Origin of the sequence: Kurthia sp. Dielmo (genome assembly GCF_000307285.2) — a bacterium.
In the GTDB taxonomy this organism is placed as follows: Bacteria; Bacillota; Bacilli; order Bacillales_A; family Planococcaceae; genus Kurthia; species Kurthia populi.
The window spans coordinates 121,693-141,667 of record NZ_HE578959.1; the positions used below are offsets into that span (position 1 = coordinate 121,693).

The window sequence follows — 19,975 nt, forward strand, 5'->3', positions numbered from 1 at the left end:
AAAGTCTATTTTTTTAAGCTACAATGAGAACGCTTTTCATTTGGAATTACATAGGTTGATGCTTTAGGCATCACCAACAAAAAAGCCGAAATCCTAATAGATTTCGGCTTTTGCTTATAGCTGCTGTAAACGTACAGCTTGCGCTAATTTTCGTAAATACTGCGTTTGTTCATTTAATAAGGCATAGCTCTCTGTGAGTGTCACGCATTCAAATTGGATGCTGTCGCCTGGCTTCATTTGGGCGAATACTTGTAAATCACTCGCGATAACTTGTGCGATTCTTGGATAGCCGCCAGTCGTTTGACGGTCAGCTAATAATACCGTAGGCTGTGCGTCATTTGATACTTGAATGGTGCCAAATAACACCGCATCTGATAACAGTTCCTCTGCTGAAACACGCTGCAGGGGGGTACCCTTTAGACGGTAGCCCATGCGGTCAGCTGCCGCCGTAATGTCATATCGTGTTGTTAAGAATTGCTGCTGACTATCGGCGGTAAACTGTGCCCACTCAGGACCAGCTGTTACATGCACGGTCCAGTTCTTCTTTGCATAATGTGGTGGTTCTGCCTGCCATTTTACTTGCTGTGCTGTATGTTTATAGACGGTAAGCGCATCACCTTTTTTAAGTGCACGTCCTTTGTAACCTCCAATACCTGCCCGTAAATATGTGCTTTTTGAGTTCATAATAGCTGGTACATCGATGCCGCCGCGAAAGGCAATATAGTTGCGACAGCCGCTAAGTAATGGCCCAAGCTGTACGGTATCGCCAGCCTTGAGTGCGACAGGTCGGTAGCTTTGAAGCGGGTCCCTACCGTTAATGGTTCCTTGAATGGCTGCGCCTGTCATCGCCATGACACAGTCATCGTCCGTCTTAAAACGTAGTCCACCCATCGTCACCTCAAGGACAGCCTCATCCTGTGCGTTGCCCACTAAAATATTCGCTGTTTGAAGTGCTAACGTATCCATGGCACCACTGACAATGACGCCATACTGTTGAAAGCCCTGACGCCCTATATCTTGAATGGTCGTCAGCATGCCTGGTTTTTCAATGTGAATCATGCCATCATCTCCTCAAAATCTGCCGCTGAAATAGGCACGAATCGAATCATTGCACCCGCTTCGAGTAAAGTTGGCGGCATTTTTTCAGGCTGGAATAAAGCAAGTGGTGTCCGCCCAATAATCTGCCAGCCCCCGGGTGTTTCGATCGGATAAATTCCTGTCTGACTACCTGCGATGCCAACAGAACCTGCCTCGATTTTTAAACGAGGGCTCTTTTTCCGTGGCGTTGCAATGGTTTCATCAAGTCCACCTAAATAAGGAAAGCCTGGTGCAAAACCGAGCATATAAATTAAATAATGCGGTGTACTATGACGTTTAATCACTTCTTTGACCGAGAGCTGATGATAACTAGCCACTTCCTCTAAATCAGGCCCGTATTCTCCGCCATAGCATACTGGTATATCAATGATTTTTGTAGTTGCCGCTGAAGTGGCCGCATCGACTGATACACAAGCTGTTAATGTCTCAATGACTGCCTGAGCAGGATTTTTAATACCTTGTGTTAGTAAATAAATGGCGTCATAAAGCACCGTTAGTGTTGTATAAGCAGGAATCATTTCTTGAATGTATGGGATGTTTTGCGCGTCAATTTGCGCCATGGCTTGCGTAATCTGTCGTTGTGTAACGTCCGATACACTTGTGCCAAACTGCATACGAATGGCCATCTCCCCAAATGGCATCCACTCAATTGCTTGCGTATTATGCATCACGTTGTCCCTCCAAATACCATTTTTCGGAATTGAAATTCTGAATATAGGAATAATTATAACGAAAACTAGGATAAATTCAATAAATTATCAGAAAAAAAATACAATTCGTAACTTTACATCAAATAGTTGATTGTGATAATATTCGGAATATAAGTTCCTAAATACGGAATTTAAAAACTGAATTATGGTTTTTAAAATAGCAATAAGGGGTGATTTGATGTATCAAATTGATTTAAATTGTGACCTCGGAGAAAGTTTTGGTGCGTATACACTTGGCAATGATGCGGCCATTCTCGATTATGTGACATCTGCTAATATTGCCTGTGGCTTTCATGCGGGTGATCCAACTGTTATGAAAAAAACGGTTGAGCTTGCGCTTGAGAAAGAGGTTAAAATTGGCGCCCATCCAGGATTGCCAGATTTAGTTGGCTTTGGTCGCCGTAATATGGCGATTGCACCAGAAGATACGAAAAATATTGTCATCTATCAGCTTGGGGCACTGCAGGCATTTACGAAGGCTTTAGGGGGACAAGTCGAGCATGTGAAGCCACACGGGGCACTGTATAATATGGCCGCAAAAGATGCACGGCTTGCTGAGGCCATTGCAGAAGCGGTGTATGCTGTTGATCCATCGCTTGTCTTGTATGGCTTAGCAGGGAGCGAGCTTATTACAGCAGGTAAGCGCATCGGTCTTCAAACAGCAAATGAAGTATTTGCTGACCGTACATATCAGCAAGATGGTAGTCTGACACCACGTACACAGCCTCATGCGATGATTGAAACGGATGAGGAAGCGGTACGCCAGGTGATGACAATGGTCAAAGAGGGACATGTTCAAACACAGCAGCAAACGAATTTTGCACTTGATGCGCATACGGTGTGTATCCACGGGGACGGTGCACATGCACTGACTTTTGCAAAATACATCCATGAAACATTAACAAACAACCAAATAGACGTTACGGCGTATCGTTAGACTTAGGGGGAACCACAATGGGAGAAAAAGTCACACAAAAAGCGAGCCGTAGCGTCCTGCTCGGTGCCGCATTCTTAATGGCCACTTCATCAATTGGGCCAGGATTTTTAACACAAACAACTGTTTTTACAGAGCAGTTACTCGCAAGCTTTGGATTCGTTATTTTAGTATCTGTCTTACTCGATATTTTCGCGCAGATGAATGTTTGGCGCATTATCGTCGTTTCAGGCCTACGCGGACAAGAAATTGCGAATAAAGTATTGCCAGGGCTAGGAATTGTTTTAGCAGTGCTAATCGTATTTGGCGGTCTAGCATTTAATATAGGGAATGTCGCCGGTGCAGGGCTTGGTTTAAATGCGATGCTTGGCATGGATACGGTGACGGGGGCCATTTTAAGTGCCATTTTTGCCATCGTTATTTTCTTATTTAAAGAAGCAAGTAAAGTAATGGACCGCGCTGCACAAATTGCCGGTGCTGTCATGATTTTCTTAATGTTTTATGTGGCTGTTTCAACACATCCACCTGTTGGCGAAGCGATTGTGCGTACGTTCGCACCAACAGATATTAGCATTTTAGCAATTGTTACCCTTGTTGGTGGTACAGTCGGTGGGTATATTACGTTCGCAGGTGGTCACCGCCTACTCGATGCGGGTCTTAAAGGCGTCGAAGCGATTCCAGAGGTCAATAAAAGCTCGATTACAGGGATTATAGTGACAGCAGTTATGCGTATTGCTTTATTCCTAGCAGTATTAGGGGTTGTATCACAAGGACTTAAACTTGATGCAGCAAACCCAGCCGCTTCTGTATTCCAATTAGCATTAGGTGATATTGGGTACCGTATTTTCGGTGTGATTATGTGGGCTGCCGCTGTAACATCAGTCGTTGGTGCCGCTTATACATCTGTTTCATTTATTAAAACCTTCCATAAAAATATTGCGAAGTATGAAAACTGGATCATTATCGCGTTCATTGCTATCTCAACATTGATTTTCGCATTGATTGGCAAACCCGTAAATGTTCTTGTATTAGCAGGCGCATTAAATGGCTTAATTTTACCATTAGCACTAGGTACATTATTAATTGCGGTATACAAAAAAGATGTTGTCGGCAGCTACAAGCATCCGATATGGTTAACGATTACGGGTGCCTTTGTGGTTGTCGTGATGGGTGTTCTTGGCATTATGACATTAATTGAACAAATCGGTATTTTAGTAGGCTAGGAGGAATGACAATGAACTATCAACAACAATCACCACAAGCAATTCGCGAAGCCGTTCGAGCGGGTGTCATTACAGGACCGACAGCTGGCTATGCGATGGGCTATGCGCAAGCTAATCTAGCTATTTTGAAAAAGGAGCATGCTTTTGATTTTCTATTGTTTGCACAACGAAATCCAAAAGCCTGTCCGATTTTAGATGTCATTGAGCCGGGGAGTGTATCGCCGTCGCGTATCGCAAAGAACGCGGATATTCGTACCGACATTCCAAAATACCGCATTTATAAGCACGGAGAATTAGTCGAGGAAGTAAGCGATTTGAAGGACTACTGGTCAGACGATTTTGTGTGCTTCTTAATTGGCTGTAGCTTCTCATTTGAAAATGCATTGATGAATAATGACATCGATGTGCGTCATATTTCAGAAGGCTGTAATGTCCCAATGTTTAAGACGAATATTGCCACAGAAAAAGCTGGTATATTTGAAGGGCCAACCGTTGTATCTATGCGTCCGATTCCTGAAGCAGAGGTCGTGCGCGCTGTGCAAGTAACATCACGCTTTCCGTCCGTTCACGGCGCACCACTGCATATCGGCAATCCAGCGAGCATTGGCATTCGTGACGTGACAAAGCCTGACTTTGGCGATGCAGTACCAATCAAAGACGGCGAAGTGCCAGTGTTCTGGGCATGCGGCGTAACACCACAGGCCATTGCCATGCACGTTAAGCCGGATTTAATGATTACACATGCACCAGGGCATATGTTTGTGACCGATGTAAAAGATGCATTTTACGGGGTTTTATAGCCACACAAAAGAGGCTTTGACATACGTGTAGAAATCACCTCTCATAGGAGCATAAGAAAAACCGGAATCGCGCTGTAGTGCGGTTCCGGTTTTTCGTTGCGAACGCTAAAAAAGGAAAATGACGTGTTTTGTCTCAGCCTTTTTTATTTTGGCTCAATTGTTGCGTTTTTTTTCAGCAATGGATTTTTCCAAGCCATCGCAAGTCCTAGTCCAGCAAGGATAAAGACAGTTGCGAAGTAGTATGGATAGTTAATATCAATATCGAATAACACCCCGCCAATCACAGGACCAAACACATTGGCAAGTGAGGTGAAGAATGAGTTCATCCCACCAACAAAGCCTTGGTCATTACCTGCAATACGTGATAAATACGTAGTAGCAGCTGGACGAATTAAATCAAAGCCGATAAATACCGTAAACGTTACCGCCATAATCATCCAGTAAGAGTTAACCAGTGTCATCGCAAATACGAGAACGGCAGATAACAGTAGCATAATACGAATTAAATTAATTTCGCCGAGCGCCTTCATCATTGGATCAAAGAACACCACTTGGAAAATTGCGCCTAAGATGGCCCCACCGGTAATCGCAATGGCGATATCTGACGGGCTAAAACTGAATTTATGGTCTACATATAAGCTAAAGAATGATTCGAAAGCGGCTAGACCAAATGATGAAATGAAAATAACAGCAAATGCGATGAAAAACATCGGCATTAGTAATTTACGGAAGCTACTTTTTCCTGCTGTCTCATCTTCTGTAACTGGAATAATTGGACGCTCTGGCTCACGTAGTAAAATCATTGAACCGACAGCGGCCACAAGTCCAAGGATACCTGCTGAATAGAACGGGACACGCGTGCCAATTTCTGCTAAGAAGCCGCCAATCCCTGGGCCGATAATGAAACCTGTCGAAATTGCTGCTGACATATAGCCAAGTGCTTTTGGACGGTTATCCTCGGTTGTAATATCGGCGATAAAGGCAGTGACAGCTGGCATAATAAATGCCGCACTCAAGCCGCCTAAAATACGGGAAACAAATAACACATCAATCGTTTTCCCAAAACCGAATAATAGTTCTGACAAACCGAAAATAATTAAGCCAATGACAATCATAATCTTTCGTCCGAAACGGTCTACCGCCTTTCCGGCAAATGGGGAGAAGATTAACTGTGTTAAAGCGAACGCCGCTGTTAAATAACCAACGACCTGTCCACTAATGTTTAATTCGTTCATCAACCTTGGCAGTACAGGGATAACTAACCCAATACCGAGGAAGGCAATAAACAAATTGACTAATAAAACGCCTAACGTGATGGATACTTTTTTACTCATGTTGTTTTACCTCTACATCTTAAAGTACCTATAATGTTAAAGCCTACAGTAACTGTAAGGTCAAGCCTTAATTTTTACTTTTAGCTCCACGATGTACGTAGGAGCTTCGTTTGGCGAGAAGCTTGTCGGTAAAAACAGCTCATACACAGGTGACTGTGCTTGCCATCCGCGCGTGTTAATGGCCTGATAGAACTTTTGATAATTTGATAAATAGTGATCAAATGTATATTCAAACGCAATGCAGGCATAGTGGCCCGCTGGAGAGGTAATCAGATCCATGTTCGTCTGCATATAGTCAAAAGTATGTGATGTAAGTAGTGGCATAAACAAATAATCATAGCGTAAATCCTCGATTTTTTGATAATCCTGTAGCGGATAAATACCGCCATAGCGCACATTTACAGCACTTCCACTTTGTTCTAGAGTTTCAATTACCGAATTAAAATAAATACTAGGGTCATCAGGGAAGGTGAAACCGGGTGTTTTGACAGCGAGTAGGCGCTCACCTTCATCATCCTTCTCATAAATTTCTTCATATACAGGAATTTTAATTTGCTCCTCCAACTGCTTCATCGTTTTTTGCAGTACGAGCTGCACCTCCTGCATTTTACGCAATTTTTCACTCACACGCTCTTGCTGTTCATTTAGAAATGAAAATAACTGCGCAGGCGTAAAATTTTGTGCATGTTTGATATCATTTAGCGATGTTCCGATATATTTTAATGATTTAATCAAGTCCATATTTGCTAGCTGCAGCTCACTATAATAGCGATAATTCGTTGCAGGGTCGACATATGCGGGCTTAAATAACCCGATTTCATCATAATAATGAAGTGTACGTACGGGTAGATGAATCATTTTAGATACTTCACCAATTGTAAAATAATTTTGCTTCATGTTGTGTCCTCACTTACGATTCAATATAGCCAAGCTTTGTCGAAATATCACTGGCTGCCTGTTTGCCAAGTGTAATAAAGCGTTCAAGTTCCGCGCCTACGTAATCCTTTTCAATACCTGCAATGCTAATACCAGCGATAATATCCCCTTTATAATCTAAAATCGGGAAGGCAATGGCTGCGGTAAAGTCCTCAAGCTCTGAATAACTAATCGTGTAGCCAACATTTCGCGCTTGTGAAATGGAGTGACGCAACTCTTCAATCGTTGAAATCGTCCCTTTCGCAAATGGAATAAGCTCCACGCGCTTTAAATATTCCTCGCGCTCCTGTGCCGGTAGAAAGGATAAAATGACACGCGCACAGGCCCCCGCATAAAGTGGTGTCCGGCGACCAATCATTGTATACAGGCGCACTGGTTGAATCGATTGGATTTTTTCGATATACACTGCTTCGTCGCGGTCACGAATAATTAAATTAATCGCCTCGCCAAGCTCCTTATGTAACTTCTCCATCGCGGGCATCGCTAATTGACGGATATCCATACGTTCCGACACAAGATGACCAAAGCGTAAAAAAAGCACTCCGAGGCTATAATGACCATTTGTATCCTTATCAAGTAAATCCATTTCTTCAAGTGTTTGCACCATACGATAAGCTGATGTTTTTGGAATCCCTGAATACTCGACAATTTCATTAAATGATAATTTAGCATGTCGAATGAATAAATTTAAAATTTCCATCGAGCGCATAACCGTTTTATTTTTACTCTGCATGTTGTAACTCCCCCTCGTGCTAGTCCTTTTATTATACCGAAAGAGGGGCCGCATGACACAATGAAAAGAAGCACCCAAATAGGAGTGCTTCTGACGTACTATCGTTCACAGGCAATGCCATCTCGGTCACGGTCCAAATCTGAATTTTGACGTGTGGCCGCTTTGTAAATAGAAGCCGAAACTTTTGCGCGACTTGCTTCATAGACAACGCGACCATTCCGCTTCTTCACTTTATTTTTCGTACTTGCTGACTTTCGAACACCATAAGGATATGCTTTGTTAAATGCGGTACAATTATTATACGTGCTTTTTGCGTCGGCTGTTACTGGTGCTGCAGTTGTCGTACCAAAGAACGTCGCACTGAGCATCATAGCCGCAAATGAAAATTTCACCATTTTTTTCATTTGAATCCCTCCCATTCCTTTGCTCGTTACCCGTATTTATATACATTATTCATATTATTTAATAAGGAGGAATTAAAAAGTGGACGCATTTACACTTCATAACTATCAAATAACGGTGACAATCCCTGAAAAGCCCCATCCAAAGGAAGGATTTCCTGTGTTGTATGTACTAGATGGTGCGCATAATGGTCCGGTTGTACGTGCCATTATTGATGCGCAGATGATGATGCGTAAGCTGACAAAAATTTCGCGCATGATTGTCGTGACAATCGAGCAGCCACCTGCAAAGCGCTTTTTTGATTTTACCCCACAAGCTCCGCATTACAATGTCTCTAGCACATTTCCGATGCCAAAAGAAGGACCATTTGGCGGAGCAGAGGCGTTTCAACAATTTTTAGCACATGACGTAAAGCCATTTATAGCGGCACATTATCCAGCTAGCTCACGTAGCACCTTATTCGGTCATAGCCTATCAGGGTTTTACGTGCTGTGGCATCTGCTAACAGCGCCAGAAGATTTTACGAGCTATATTGCGCTCAGTCCATCCGTTTGGTGGAATGACGAGGAATTATTGACGTACAGTACAGCACTTCTTGAAGCGCATCCGCCAAAGAACTTGTATGTGGCCGTAGGTGAGTTTGAGCGCTCCATGCATGCACCTATTGAGCGCTTACTAACACATTTATCTGCTGTGCCACACACTTTTTATATTGCACCAGAGGAAAATCATTTATCCGTTTTACCGACAGTGCTAAGTCGTGCGTTGCGATTTATTAAATAGCTCAGAAAAAATCATCGATAACCTCAGAAAGCGGCTTTTCGATACGACATATTTTTCGATAAGTGACAACTGTAAGTATATAGGCATAGTGTCGTCGTATTCATTTGCTCTTTATCAGCATTATCACAAATCATTATGATTTTTTTGGCGATTTGTAGTAAAAAGTCGTACACTATCCGAATTAAAAACACCCGTTAGAGCTACTCTAGCGGGTGTTTTTTGGCCGTTTATCGGCTTATAAGGGTTTTTTTAGCACAGAGAAATCGTCCGGATCATGAAAATTTGTCAACCGTCGATTTTTTTGAATAAATGTCATTTTACTTCTGCCATTGCGGCTTTTTGTATGTCCGAAAAGGTCTTTTTTTGGTAGGAATTGTCCTTTAGGGAATCATTTTTGCCCTAAAATCGTTCTTTTTGGGAATTAAAAATAGTATTTATTTTTGATGACGTCGCGAAATAAAAGTTTAGTTGACAGATTTTGCACGATAAGTAGGATTTCGATAAAAAAACGTGCGCTAATGGTCCTGTTTTGACACATATTTTAAACTATGTCGTATCTAAAACACGCTTTCTGCACGTATGAGTGATTTGTGAAAAATCATTTCTCAAAAGCTACATTGAACATTCAAATCGATTATAATGAAACAAAGAATGGATAAAGGAAGTACATCTGATGAATGAAAAACAATTTGCGATGCAAAAGGCGGCGCATCGTTTATTTAAAGAAAAAAGCTACGTAGAAACATCAATTGCGGATATTGTGAAGGAGAGTAATGTGTCGCGGGGCACATTTTACAATTATTTTGCATCGAAGGCAGCATTGCTCGTTGAGATTACGCGTTCTTTTCAGGAACATTTAAAAGAGGAGCGCACTTTACTAACAGTGCAGCATCGTGGAACGGATGAGGAATTACTGCGAGAGGTCATTTATTTATGTCGTGAGAAGGAACAAAACTCACGCATTAATCAAATCGTCGCGGAGGCAGCTGGGGAGAAAGATATTGACTTGGTGCGCTATGCAGAAGATTTGCGTATCAATCGTATGCAGTGGCTTCACGTGTATGTAAAGCGGGCTTTTGGTAGCACGTATCCGCACGCGACACTTGCAGCTACACAGTTTGTCGAATCAACTTTAAATTATCATATTAGTTTTAATCGTATCGTCAATAAACCACGTACCTTACGAGAAATTGTTGATTATTGTGTGGATTTAATGATTTTTGCGTTGCCAAAACTAGAAGAAAAGCCACTTTTTTCTACAGATGATTTTTTATTTGATGACCAAATGACATGTAAGGAACGCTTTACAGAAGCGGCGGATCAGTTAATTCAATGGCTCCTAACGCATGAGGTTGATAATGCAATGCTGCTTAAAGAATATATTGAGCTTCTCCTTAGCCACCGCGAATTACCACTTACAAATCCAGCGCTAACAGCACATATAAAAAAACAGCTAGTCGAGGCGTTAAATCCAGACTACCCAGCAATTCATAATTTTGTAAAACTCATTGGTTAAGGACAATGAGTTTTTTTGTTGACATTCAATAGTTCATAGGGATAAACTATCAACATTAAAACAGTTCATGCATATGAACTATATAAGGAGGGCTAAAAGATGGAGCGTATTGCACATGCTATTTCACTGCTTGAGCGTGTGATGATTTCAGGAAATGAACTCGTGACGAAGCAATTGAACGAAGAAAACTTCAAAGGATTATCATCAGAACAGTACGAGGTTTTGAATTATTTGAAAATCCAAGGCGATAAATATCCGAGTGAGATTGCGAAATTTCAAGGAGTCCAAAAAAGTGCGGTGTCGAATCGACTGAGTAAACTGCTCACGCAGGGGTATATTGAATATGTATCATCTCCAACAGGGGATAAGCGTTATAAGCATGTTCATCTGACAGATGCAGGAATCGCATTATTGACGCAAATTAACGAAAAATATTGTGCGTTAATTCAAGAATGGTTTGAGGACTTTGAAGAGGATGAGCAGTTGGAGAATTTTATTAGCACATTAGCAATGATTCAGCAACGTATTGATGAGAAAGGGGCGAAAGCATGAAGAACTTAAAAAATATGCGGACCGTAGCGCTTATTTTTTGGATTATCGCAGTAGTGGTAGCAGTTGTTGCATTACCAGATTTACAAAAGCTTGGACAGGAAAAAGGCCAAGTTGCATTACCAGCTGATTTTGAAAGTGAAAAAGCAGCAGCCATTTTAAATGATATGAATAACAATGGCAAGTCCACGTATGATTTTGCGATTGTCTTCAATGATGAAAAGGGAATCTCAAAGGCAGATAAGAAGAAAATGAATGAGGTTCTACAATATTTTGAGGATAATAAAAAGAAATATGGTATTACGGATACGCTGTTTTATAATGATAGTAAGCAAACAGAGGAACAGCTTGTTAGTAAGGATAAGACGACAATTATTAATCAGCTGTCAATTAAAAAAGAGTTAGAAAGTGCTACGGAGGTAGCTGATAAATTAAATGCGAAGCTAAAGGATTTACCGATGAAGACATACATTACAGGTAGTGATGTTGTCATGGATGACTTTGCGCAAACATCTCAAGAAGGGGTACAAAAAACGGAGATTGTGGCGATTATTTTCATTATCATTATTTTGATTATCGTTTTCCGCTCACCTGTTGTACCGTTTGTGTCTCTGTTATCTGTAGGGGTTTCTTATATTGTGTCACTTAGCATTATTGCGCAGCTTGTTGACGCATATAACTTCCCATTCTCAAACTTTACACAAGTCTTTCTTGTCGTTATCCTGTTCGGGATAGGAACCGATTATAATATTTTATTATTCACGCGGTTCCGCGAAGAGCTTGTGGCGAAGGGGCATGTGCTACATGCTATTAAAGAAACGTATCGCACAGCAGGGCGCACCGTACTTTATAGCGGCATTGCTGTATTATTCGGTTTAGTGGCGTTATTCTTTGCGGAATTTAGCTTCTACCGTGCAACGGGTGGTGTTGCAATTGGCGTGCTTGTGCTCTTATTGGTGCTGTTTACATTAAATCCATTCTTCATGGGGCTACTTGGTATGAAACTTTTCTGGCCAGTGAAAAATGTGAAGTCTCATGCAGATAATAAGCTGTGGGGCTTCCTTGCATCCCAATCATTTGCGCGCCCATTTGTGGCATTAGCCATTGTAGCCATTATTGCGGTGCCATCGATTTTAATGTATTCAGGAAAGCTGAACTTTAATGATTTAACGGAAATTAGTGATAAGTATGAATCGAAGCAGGCGATTAACCTCATCTCAGATAAATTCCCTGCTGGCATGAGTTCACCAACGACATTAGTCATTAAAAGTGATGAGAAATTAACGTCAGCAGAGGCGCTACAAGAAATTGATCGCCTGACTGCGCGATTAAAAGAAGTAGATGGCGTTGATAAAGTATATAGTGTCACACGTCCAGAAGCGAAAAAAATCAAGGAGCTGTATTTAGGTGATCAGCTTGATACGGTGACTGATAGCTTAGATGAAATGGAAAAAGGTACGAATAAAGTTCGGATAGGTTTAGAGGATGCGGCAAGCCAATCGGCGGCTGCTACCGAGCAAACCGCAGCAATGCTTCCTCCACAGGCCGCTCAGCAAATGGCTACTCAGGCAGAAGCGCAGGCACAAGGCTTAAAGCAAGCAACAGGTGGCTTAAAGCAAGTGGAAGATGGCCTAAAGCAAACGCAGGATTATACGAGTGAAGCGGCAAAAGGCAATGCGAATGTCTTAAATGTGCCAGATGATGTGCTGACAGGTAAGGACTTTAAACAAAGCTTAGATACGTATATGAATGATGACCAAAATACGACAACGATGCGGATTATTTTAAAGGAAAATCCATATACCGCAGAAGCAATGGATGTAATGAAGGAAACGCAAAGTGTCGTGCATTCATTCGTTGAAGGCTCCTCTACATTACATGATACAGACGCTTATCTAGGTGGTAAAACGATGTCAAACGTCGATTTACAACAAATGTCGGATAGTGATTTTAAACGCAGCATTATCATTATCTTAATCGGTATTTCACTGATGTTACTGTTCATTACGCGTTCACTTGCACAGACAGCTACAATTTTAGTCGCACTTGTTGTCGCAAGCTTCGCAAGTTTAGGTATTACCGAATGGATTGCTGCAACCTTCTTAGGAGAGGAAACACTGAGCTGGAACGTACCATTCTTCACGTATATTATGCTCATCACACTCGGCGTCGATTATTCTATCTTCCTAATGATGCGCTACCGTGAAGGTGAGAATTTAGGACTTGAAATGATTGTAGAAGCTTGTAAGAAAATGGGTGGCGTCATTTTATCAGCCGCTGTTATTTTAGGTGGTACATTCGCCGCACTCATTCCATCAGGTATTAATACATTAATTCAAGTGGCCGTAGCCGTTATGATCGGGCTTGTGTTCCTAGCCTTGCTACTCATGCCGGTGTTTATCCCAAGTACCTTTGGCTTATCGAAGAAAATGAATGAACCGAAGAAAAAAGCATAATGAAAAAAGAGCTTAGCAAATGCTAGGCTCTTTTTTTGAGCAGATTATTTTTAACATATGGATAAAAGTGCATAGTTGTATTTTTCAACAAATCCTAAAAATATATTGATTTTTCAGAAATTTTAGATTAATATCAACCTAACAAACATTAGGTAGGTTGGAAATATGACAAGAGAAAAAATTTTAGAAGAAGCTTTAAAGATTTATGCTGATCATGGTTATAAAGGAACTACGATGAAAAAAGTTGCTGATGCAGTTGGAATTAAAGCAGCTTCCATTTATTTCTTCTTTCAAAACAAAGAAGAAGTTTTAAAAGCGGTATTTCAAATTATTTTAGAACGTCATCATGCAGAAATCGAAAAGATTCATGCCACATCATTAGAAGCTACATTAATTAAGTCTATTCAAAATCTTGTTGTTGGGCTAGCTCGTTATCATAGAAAAGATATGGTAGGGACAAAAGCATATGTTCAATTAATTACATCAGATATGGAAAGTTTTAAAGCTGACTTTTCAAGTTATACGGGGGATTTTATGGAATGGCTTTTTGAACATTATGAGGCATCCGTTAAGATGTATTACCCAAATGTAACAAATAAACAAATACAGCAGTTCTTCGAAGAAATTGTTATTTTAGCAGATGGTATGTTTTGGTCGACTATTGTCTATTCAGATGGTGCTTTTGAAAAGAGAATAGCGGCTTGTGAAAAAATGATTTCAACACTCATATATCAATTAGAAAAGGATGAATGACATGAGATATTTAGGTAAAGAGGAAATTGAGAATATTGCAGTTGGAGCAGCATTACTTGGAACTGGGGGAGGCGGAGATCCTTACATTGGTAAATTGATGGCACTACAAGCAATCGAAGAATACGGACCAATAAAATTGCTATCAATTGATGAAGTACCAGAGGGCGCATTGATTGTCCCATCAGCTATGATGGGTGCACCTACTGTGATGATTGAAAAGGTACCAAGTGGCGAAGAAGCTGAAACGGCTTTTACAGCGTTAAAAGAGCATATAGGTCAAGAAATTTATGCGACTATGCCAATTGAAGCAGGTGGGGTAAACTCCCTTTTACCATTAGCGCTTGCTGCAAAATTAGGGTTACCTGTTATTGATGCGGATGGGATGGGACGCGCATTTCCTGAGTTACAAATGGTGACGTTTTATTTAGATGGTGTTTCTGCATCTCCAATGGTATTAGCAGATGAAAAAGGAAACAATATAGTTCTTAATGCAATTAACAACAAATGGGCAGAACGTCTTGCGCGGAGTGCTACGATTGATATGGGGGGGTCAATAATGCTAGCTATTTATCCTATGACGAAAGAACAGGTAAAAGAAAGTGCTATTTTAGATAGTTTATCGTTAGAAGAAAAAATTGGCGCAACAGTTCGACATGCAAAGGAAAATGAATTAGCACCTGTACAGGCTGTGCTTGAGCTATTAGGTGGATTTGAGCTCTTTAAAGGAAAAGTAGCAGATATCAATCGGGCTACAACAGATGGTTTTGCAAAAGGGACAGCTCAAATTGTTGGTGTAGAAGAATTTTCGACTGAAACATGCACGTTATTTTTCCAAAATGAACATTTACTTGCAAAAAAAGGTGAAGAAGTGCTTTGTGTGACACCAGATTTAATTGCTGTGTTAGATACGGATACAGGAACACCAATTACAACAGAAGGTATTCGTTATGGTGCTAGATGCACAGTGATTGGAATACCTGCACATAAAAAGTGGCGCACAGATATTGGAATTGAAACAGTTGGACCACACTATTTTGGCTATGATGTACCATACACAGAAGTTGAAAATCTACAGAAAAGTAAGGTGAAATAATATGACAACCTATCGAATTGGAATTGACGTCGGCGGTACACACACAGATGCAGTGGTTTTAGATGAACAGTACAATGTCATTTCGGAAATAAAAGAGCCAACAACAGCTGATACAACAACCGGTATTTTTAATGCACTTAAAAAAGTAGTTGCAGCTTCAGATGTGGATAAAGAACAGATTAAATATGCAATGCTTGGAACGACACATTGTACAAATGCGATTGTTGAGCGAAAACGTTTAAATAAAGTTGCTGCAATTCGAATTGGAGCACCTGCAACACTGGCTATTAAACCACTTATTGGGGTACCAGAAGACTTAAAAAATATTATCGGGAAACATATTCATGTTGTAAAAGGCGGTCATGAATTTGATGGGCGTGAAATTACACCGCTTGATGAACAAGAAATTCGCCAAGTTTGTCATGATATAAAAGGAAAAGTAGATTCTATAGCGATTGTTTCAGTCTTTTCTCCAATTTCAAATGAACATGAAGCGCGTGTTGCAGAAATTGTAAAAGAAGAGCTAGGTGCAGAGATTCCTATTTCTTTATCTGCAGAAATAGGAAATGTTGGTTTGATTGAACGTGAGAATGCCACAATTTTAAATGCAGCAATTGTTGATGTTGCAAGAGTGACAGCAAAAGGGTTTGTTGATGCTCTTGAAAAAGAAGGAATTCATGCTGCGGTCTTTTTTGGACAAAATGATGGCACATTAATGTCTGTTGAATATACTGTGAAATATCCAATTTTAACAATTGCATGTGGCCCAACAAATAGTATTCGAGGAGCTTCGTATTTATCTCAAAAGGAAAATGCTCTCATAGTTGATGTTGGTGGTACTACAACTGATATTGGCGTTTTAACAAATCGATTTCCTCGCCAATCTTCACTAGCTGTTGATGTTGGTGGGGTACGAACAAACTTCCGTATGCCCGATATTTTGTCAGTTGGATTAGGAGGGGGCACGAAGATCAAGCTTTTGGATAACGGAGAGTTTACAATTGGACCTGAAAGTGTGGGGCATAATTTATATAAAGAAGGACTTGCCTTTGGTGGAGAAACATTAACAACTACGGACATAGTCATTGCATTAGGTAAATCGAATATTGGGGATCCATCACTTGTGGCGCATTTGGATAAAAACTTACTCGAAAAAATTTATAACCAAATGGTTGAAATGCTTGAAGAGGCAATTGATAAGATGAAAACCAACGCAGATGATGTGTCAGTTGTTTTAGTTGGTGGCGGTAGCATTTTATTCCCAACGATTTTAAAGGGTGCCTCAGAAGTGATTAAACCAAATAACTTTGGAGTTGCTAATGCCATTGGGTCTGCGATTTCACAAGTAAGTGCACAAATTGAAAAGATTTTTAAAATGGATGAACTGGGTCGTGAAGAAACATTGAAAAATGCACAAATGATTGCTTTTGAAGAAGCTGTAAAAGCAGGGGCCAATCGAGATAAACTGACAATTGTTGATATTGAAGAAGTGCCACTTGCTTATTTAGCGGGTAATGCTGCAAAAGTTCGCGTGAAAGTAGCAGGGGAATTACTTTAAATAAGTCATTAAATAAAAGCTAAGGGGAAATTACTATGAAAGTAAAAGTTGTCTTGCCAATTATTTCATCTATCTTTAACGAAGAAGTGAATAAAGAATTTGAATTTTACGCATCCGCAGATACAGAAATTTCAGTCGAAAACCTAGATTTTGGACCAGCCTCTATTGAATCACAATATGATGAAGCATTAGCAGTGCCAAACTTTCTTGAAAAGGCAATTGCTGCTGAGAAAGAAGGTTATGATGCAGTTATATGTAATTGTTTTGGGGATCCAGGTGTTCGACCAGCACGTGAGATAATAGATATTCCGGTCATTGGACCAGGAGAAGCGGCAATGCTACTTGCTACTTCACTTGCACATACCTATTCGATTGTGACAGTATTACCCAATGTAGTACCGATGATTAAAGATTTAAGCAAACTTACAGGTCTTGATGAGAAATTAGCTTCCGTTCGTTATGTGTGTATTCCAGTTCTCGAAGTAAATGATAAAGAGCGTTTACTTCAAGGGTTATTTGAACAAAGTCTGCAGGCAATCAAGGAAGATGGGGCACATTCAATTATTTTAGGCTGCACAGGATTTTTAGGGATGGCAACAGATTTACAAGAAAAATTACTACAAAATGGTTATGATGTACCTGTATTGGACCCTGCTTTCGCTGCTATTAAGATGGTAGAAACATTTGTAGCAATGAATCTGAAGCAAAGCCGTTTAACTTATATGTCACCACCTTCAAAAGAGCGTAATCTTTCAATGGTAATTCAGAAAGGGGATTAAACGATGGCTGAACAAAAACAAGCATTTGGAGATGATTATTCCCTTTCACGCGTGCCACTCTCTGCAAGAAAATCATTGTGGAGTATTACAATTGTACGTATTGGCGCATTTGCAACAATTTCACAATTCATGCTCGGAGCAACAATGGGTTACGGATTAACTTTTAAAGATGCATTGATTGCCACCATTTTAGGAAGTTTACTTTTACAAATAATTGGATTTTTATTAGGGTATGCTGGAGCGAAAGAAGGGTTATCAACTAGTTTATTGGCACGCTGGACAGGCTTTGGACGGCATGGGTCAACGATTTTAGGGTTGATTATAGCCATTTCTTGTATTGGATGGTTTGGTATACAAAACTCCGTATTTGCTTCGGGGTTAGTCGAGGCTACAAATGGGAAATTACCCTTGTTAGCAGCTACATTCTTAACTGGTCTGGGCGTAACCCTTCTTGTCATTTTTGGCTTTAAAGTTTTAAGCATTACTGCAACGATAGCTGTACCATTATTTTTAGTAGCTGTTGGGTTTGGGATTGTTTCAGTTTTTAAAGAAAATTCTTTTTTCGAATTATTGCGTACTGAACCAGCTGGAGATTCATTAACGATTGGAATTGCTGCAACAATGGTGGCAGGGGGCTTTATTGTAGGAGCTATTATTACACCAGACTATAGCCGTTTTGCACGTAATGGAAAAGATGTATTTTGGATGACGACAATTGGACTGATTGTAGGTGAGCTTGGGATTAATATGATTGCTGTACTGTTAGCTCTTGCTACACGTACAAGCGATGTGGTAAGTATTATGGTGTCCACAACAGGACTACTTGCTGCACTTGTCGTCGTTTCTTCAACAATTAAAATTAATAATATGAATCTTTATTCGGCTTCTCTTAGTGTCACTTCTGTGTTTGATTCGGTATTTAAGTTGAAACTTAATCGTGGAATTGTAACATTAATTATAGGAGTTGTTGGAACAGTATTATCGGCTATTGGAATTTTAGATAGATTTGTCGATTTTCTTGTTATATTAGGGGTACTTGTTCCACCGATTGCAGGTATTATGGTCATTGATTATTTTGTTTTAAAAACATATCGTAAGGAATTAGATCAATCACGAGCTCTTGGTACATTACCAAATATTGAGGGTGTTCTTAGCCCGATTACATTAATTGCTTGGGCAGCCGGTTTTATCGTTGGCTATTTTGTTCCTTGGGGAATTCCGTCCTTAAATGCTCTATTCATTAGTGGATTGATTTATTATGTAGGACAACTCGTATTACAAAGCGCTAAAAAAAATAGTGTAGTTACAGTTAAAAATGACTGAAATTTCAGAAAAATATAGTATGTATAAAAAAACGACAAACGTATGTTTGTCGTTTTTTACTCGTCATAGTGACTGAAATAGTTCCCTTTATCGATGATTTCCTGTGTGCTTAAGCTTGTCCATTTCTCGATGGAAGTACTCGGAGCGTTTGCTAAATACGATTCAATCATTTTATACCCCTCGCTATAGCCATAAAGAAACGGTAACTCATTGCCACCTCGTAGAATTTCGAGTGAACGAGTTGAATTGATTGTGTCCAAATCCTTTTCAATTTCAGCCCAAAAATTCTTATCGTATGTAGGGTCTACAGGGGTAGATTCTAATGTAGGATAGACCATTTTTTCAAACATTACCGCTTTTCCTTCAAAAATCAAATTGTCTAAAACGGTATTTATATTATAATGAAGCCCTTTTTCCGCATACATACTATGATGATATTCATGCGCTATCGTCGTTTTTAAAAAATCCTCATCAATTAATAAATCATCATAAGGGATGATGATTTTTCCAGCGCCAACCGTGTAGGGAGATGCATTAGTATCAATACTAGGGAAGATACACACGGTTACACCTTTTTCAGTCGGTAATAAGGCTGCAGACTTTTCTAATGCCTCTTGAATATCTTCATTTAGCTGTGTTTGATTGGTTGCAAGAAAATCATTGATTATCTTTAATTCCGTTAACCTTGTAGGTGCGTCATAGAGTGTAGCATCCGCCATATAAATGTATTCACCTTTTTTAAAGCACTCGTCATAAATTGGCTGAATAACCGTTTCTTGATACAAGTCTGATGATGCTTCACTTGGATTTTTTTGCGCCTGTTCGATGTAGTTTTTAAATAATGCGGTCGTGTGAATGATTTGGAAATTTTGCTTATCTTGTTCAAAGGAATAAATGTCCTCTGTAGGTGCAGCCTGCTGACAGGAGCTCAGCAAAGCCAGTACACAAATTACTAGAAAAAGAATGCCTGATTTCAACTGCTTTCCACCTTTGCT

19 protein-coding genes are annotated in these 19,975 nt (G+C 40.2%); 12 read left to right on the plus strand and 7 right to left on the minus strand.

The features are described from left to right. Nucleotides 1-114: 114 nt before the first annotated feature. Together KTHG_RS11860 and pxpB are read right to left on the minus strand one after the other, a co-directional pair. Complete coding sequence (locus KTHG_RS11860) at nt 115-1,059, minus strand: 5-oxoprolinase subunit C family protein (RefSeq protein ID WP_139993808.1); 945 nt, start codon at nt 1,057-1,059, stop codon at nt 115-117. Then, nucleotides 1,056-1,766 (minus strand): 5-oxoprolinase subunit PxpB, encoded by a 711-nt coding sequence (pxpB, locus tag KTHG_RS11865; RefSeq protein ID WP_186439611.1) that lies wholly within the window; start codon nt 1,764-1,766, stop codon nt 1,056-1,058. Before pxpB ends, KTHG_RS11860 begins: the two co-directional genes overlap by 4 nt. A gap of 220 nt (nt 1,767-1,986) precedes the next feature. On the opposite strand from pxpB, the gene KTHG_RS11870 reads away from it, so the two are divergent. From KTHG_RS11870 to KTHG_RS11880, 3 genes are read left to right on the plus strand one after another with little or no spacing between them, the layout of a single operon-like run. Further along, entirely contained in the window at nt 1,987-2,745 is a 759-nt protein-coding gene (locus KTHG_RS11870) for a LamB/YcsF family protein (RefSeq protein ID WP_139993810.1), read from the plus strand. 17 nt (nt 2,746-2,762) lie between these two features. Next, the gene (locus KTHG_RS11875) at nt 2,763-3,965 is read left to right on the plus strand and encodes an NRAMP family divalent metal transporter (RefSeq protein WP_126989329.1); all 1,203 of its coding nucleotides are present in this window, start codon (nt 2,763-2,765) and stop codon (nt 3,963-3,965) included. A 5-nt stretch (nt 3,966-3,970) separates the two neighbouring features. Next, nucleotides 3,971-4,765, plus strand: a complete 795-nt coding sequence (locus KTHG_RS11880; RefSeq protein ID WP_126989330.1) for a putative hydro-lyase — start codon at nt 3,971-3,973, stop codon at nt 4,763-4,765. Between the two features lie 143 nt (nt 4,766-4,908). Here the strand turns inward: KTHG_RS11880 and norA are convergent, their stop codons facing one another. The 4 genes from norA to KTHG_RS11900 form a co-directional block, all read right to left on the minus strand. Continuing rightward, nucleotides 4,909-6,099 (minus strand): multidrug efflux MFS transporter NorA, encoded by a 1,191-nt coding sequence (norA, locus tag KTHG_RS11885; protein WP_139993812.1) that lies wholly within the window; start codon nt 6,097-6,099, stop codon nt 4,909-4,911. Nucleotides 6,100-6,159: 60 nt separating this feature from the next. Further along, nucleotides 6,160-6,996 carry a MerR family transcriptional regulator gene (locus tag KTHG_RS11890; RefSeq protein ID WP_139993814.1) on the minus strand — a complete coding sequence of 279 codons (837 nt, stop codon included), beginning with the start codon at nt 6,994-6,996 and terminating at the stop codon, nt 6,160-6,162. Nucleotides 6,997-7,009: 13 nt separating this feature from the next. Further along, nucleotides 7,010-7,768, minus strand: coding sequence for an IclR family transcriptional regulator (locus KTHG_RS11895; RefSeq protein WP_126989333.1), 759 nt, complete (start codon nt 7,766-7,768; stop codon nt 7,010-7,012). 98 nt (nt 7,769-7,866) lie between these two features. Further along, nucleotides 7,867-8,172 carry an excalibur calcium-binding domain-containing protein gene (locus tag KTHG_RS11900; RefSeq protein WP_233600503.1) on the minus strand — a complete coding sequence of 102 codons (306 nt, stop codon included), beginning with the start codon at nt 8,170-8,172 and terminating at the stop codon, nt 7,867-7,869. Nucleotides 8,173-8,251: 79 nt separating this feature from the next. Here KTHG_RS11900 and KTHG_RS11905 point away from each other — a divergent pair, with 79 nt between their 5' ends. From KTHG_RS11905 to KTHG_RS11945, 9 genes are all read left to right on the plus strand, one after another. Then, on the plus strand, nt 8,252-8,953 hold the full coding sequence (locus KTHG_RS11905) for an alpha/beta hydrolase (protein WP_139993816.1): 702 nt from the start codon (nt 8,252-8,254) through the stop codon (nt 8,951-8,953). Between the two features lie 673 nt (nt 8,954-9,626). Continuing rightward, nucleotides 9,627-10,469, plus strand: coding sequence for a TetR/AcrR family transcriptional regulator (locus KTHG_RS11910; protein WP_139993818.1), 843 nt, complete (start codon nt 9,627-9,629; stop codon nt 10,467-10,469). Nucleotides 10,470-10,568: 99 nt separating this feature from the next. Continuing rightward, nucleotides 10,569-11,021 carry a MarR family winged helix-turn-helix transcriptional regulator gene (locus KTHG_RS11915; protein WP_139993820.1) on the plus strand — a complete coding sequence of 151 codons (453 nt, stop codon included), beginning with the start codon at nt 10,569-10,571 and terminating at the stop codon, nt 11,019-11,021. Further along, the gene (locus KTHG_RS11920) at nt 11,018-13,474 is read left to right on the plus strand and encodes an MMPL family transporter (protein WP_139993822.1); all 2,457 of its coding nucleotides are present in this window, start codon (nt 11,018-11,020) and stop codon (nt 13,472-13,474) included. The genes KTHG_RS11915 and KTHG_RS11920 overlap by 4 nt, the downstream gene beginning before the upstream one ends. A 165-nt stretch (nt 13,475-13,639) precedes the next feature. After that, nucleotides 13,640-14,227, plus strand: coding sequence for a TetR/AcrR family transcriptional regulator (locus tag KTHG_RS11925; protein WP_139993824.1), 588 nt, complete (start codon nt 13,640-13,642; stop codon nt 14,225-14,227). A 1-nt stretch (nt 14,228) separates the two neighbouring features. Beyond that, nucleotides 14,229-15,320 carry an S-methyl thiohydantoin desulfurase family protein gene (locus tag KTHG_RS11930; RefSeq protein ID WP_139993826.1) on the plus strand — a complete coding sequence of 364 codons (1,092 nt, stop codon included), beginning with the start codon at nt 14,229-14,231 and terminating at the stop codon, nt 15,318-15,320. Between the two features lies 1 nt (nt 15,321). Continuing rightward, nucleotides 15,322-16,878 carry a hydantoinase/oxoprolinase N-terminal domain-containing protein gene (locus KTHG_RS11935; RefSeq protein WP_139993828.1) on the plus strand — a complete coding sequence of 519 codons (1,557 nt, stop codon included), beginning with the start codon at nt 15,322-15,324 and terminating at the stop codon, nt 16,876-16,878. Nucleotides 16,879-16,913: 35 nt separating this feature from the next. Further along, complete coding sequence (locus tag KTHG_RS11940) at nt 16,914-17,657, plus strand: aspartate/glutamate racemase family protein (RefSeq protein ID WP_139993830.1); 744 nt, start codon at nt 16,914-16,916, stop codon at nt 17,655-17,657. Between the two features lie 3 nt (nt 17,658-17,660). Further along, complete coding sequence (locus KTHG_RS11945; protein WP_139993832.1) at nt 17,661-18,980, plus strand: purine-cytosine permease family protein; 1,320 nt, start codon at nt 17,661-17,663, stop codon at nt 18,978-18,980. A gap of 56 nt (nt 18,981-19,036) precedes the next feature. On the opposite strand, the gene KTHG_RS11950 is transcribed toward KTHG_RS11945, so the two are convergent. Next, nucleotides 19,037-19,957, minus strand: coding sequence for a DUF2268 domain-containing putative Zn-dependent protease (locus tag KTHG_RS11950; RefSeq protein ID WP_139993834.1), 921 nt, complete (start codon nt 19,955-19,957; stop codon nt 19,037-19,039). Nucleotides 19,958-19,975: the final 18 nt, after the last annotated feature.

What these genes read in the sequence shown, in the direction of transcription:
- KTHG_RS11860 (WP_139993808.1), bottom strand. Translation starts at nt 1,059, where the DNA reads ATGATTCACATTGAAAAACCAGGCATGCTGACGACCATTCAAGATATA.
- pxpB (WP_186439611.1), bottom strand. Translation starts at nt 1,766, where the DNA reads ATGCATAATACGCAAGCAATTGAGTGGATGCCATTTGGGGAGATGGCC.
- KTHG_RS11870 (WP_139993810.1), top strand. Translation starts at nt 1,987, where the DNA reads ATGTATCAAATTGATTTAAATTGTGACCTCGGAGAAAGTTTTGGTGCG.
- KTHG_RS11875 (WP_126989329.1), top strand. Translation starts at nt 2,763, where the DNA reads ATGGGAGAAAAAGTCACACAAAAAGCGAGCCGTAGCGTCCTGCTCGGT.
- KTHG_RS11880 (WP_126989330.1), top strand. Translation starts at nt 3,971, where the DNA reads ATGACAATGAACTATCAACAACAATCACCACAAGCAATTCGCGAAGCC.
- norA (WP_139993812.1), bottom strand. Translation starts at nt 6,099, where the DNA reads ATGAGTAAAAAAGTATCCATCACGTTAGGCGTTTTATTAGTCAATTTG.
- KTHG_RS11890 (WP_139993814.1), bottom strand. Translation starts at nt 6,996, where the DNA reads ATGAAGCAAAATTATTTTACAATTGGTGAAGTATCTAAAATGATTCAT.
- KTHG_RS11895 (WP_126989333.1), bottom strand. Translation starts at nt 7,768, where the DNA reads ATGCAGAGTAAAAATAAAACGGTTATGCGCTCGATGGAAATTTTAAAT.
- KTHG_RS11900 (WP_233600503.1), bottom strand. Translation starts at nt 8,172, where the DNA reads ATGAAAAAAATGGTGAAATTTTCATTTGCGGCTATGATGCTCAGTGCG.
- KTHG_RS11910 (WP_139993818.1), top strand. Translation starts at nt 9,627, where the DNA reads ATGAATGAAAAACAATTTGCGATGCAAAAGGCGGCGCATCGTTTATTT.
- KTHG_RS11915 (WP_139993820.1), top strand. Translation starts at nt 10,569, where the DNA reads ATGGAGCGTATTGCACATGCTATTTCACTGCTTGAGCGTGTGATGATT.
- KTHG_RS11920 (WP_139993822.1), top strand. Translation starts at nt 11,018, where the DNA reads ATGAAGAACTTAAAAAATATGCGGACCGTAGCGCTTATTTTTTGGATT.
- KTHG_RS11925 (WP_139993824.1), top strand. Translation starts at nt 13,640, where the DNA reads ATGACAAGAGAAAAAATTTTAGAAGAAGCTTTAAAGATTTATGCTGAT.
- KTHG_RS11930 (WP_139993826.1), top strand. Translation starts at nt 14,229, where the DNA reads ATGAGATATTTAGGTAAAGAGGAAATTGAGAATATTGCAGTTGGAGCA.
- KTHG_RS11935 (WP_139993828.1), top strand. Translation starts at nt 15,322, where the DNA reads ATGACAACCTATCGAATTGGAATTGACGTCGGCGGTACACACACAGAT.
- KTHG_RS11940 (WP_139993830.1), top strand. Translation starts at nt 16,914, where the DNA reads ATGAAAGTAAAAGTTGTCTTGCCAATTATTTCATCTATCTTTAACGAA.
- KTHG_RS11945 (WP_139993832.1), top strand. Translation starts at nt 17,661, where the DNA reads ATGGCTGAACAAAAACAAGCATTTGGAGATGATTATTCCCTTTCACGC.